1 pseudogene is annotated in these 410 nt (G+C 65.9%); it reads right to left on the minus strand.

From position 1 onward, the window contains the following. Positions 1-410: pseudogene (locus K6N12_RS33735) on the minus strand (CocE/NonD family hydrolase); the annotation flags it as partial.

The raw sequence follows: 410 nt of genomic DNA on the forward strand, positions 1-410 counted from the left end.
CTGCACATCGTCCTCGAAAGCGGTGACGACAGCGCTGATGATCCAGTCGGTCCGGGTGCAGGCAATGCGCGCGGTCGCGACTGTGCGGACGAACCAGCCGGGGCGGCGCATGTCGCAGGTCCAGGTCGACGTCCCGGTCATCGACAACGGATTATCGGGCGCAATCGACCAGACTTCCTCCCGCAATTGCCGGGTCGAGAGGCCGGTCTCAGGGTGTTCGGTGAGCCCGGTATCCTCGTGGATGTGATACTCCGTTCGGGCGGCCGAGAGATCGCGGACGACCTGCCGCTTCGTCGCGGCGGCCGCGTGCTCGATGTATTTCGGCAGCGGATCGGGATTGGCCGGTTCCTTGATGTCGATCCGCTGGTGCTCGCCGAGCATCGGCAGCCCCAGGCCGAGTGCCGCGATAT

It is taken from the genome of Rhizobium redzepovicii (genome assembly GCF_019793435.1).
GTDB classification, from domain to species: domain Bacteria; phylum Pseudomonadota; class Alphaproteobacteria; order Rhizobiales; family Rhizobiaceae; genus Rhizobium; species Rhizobium redzepovicii.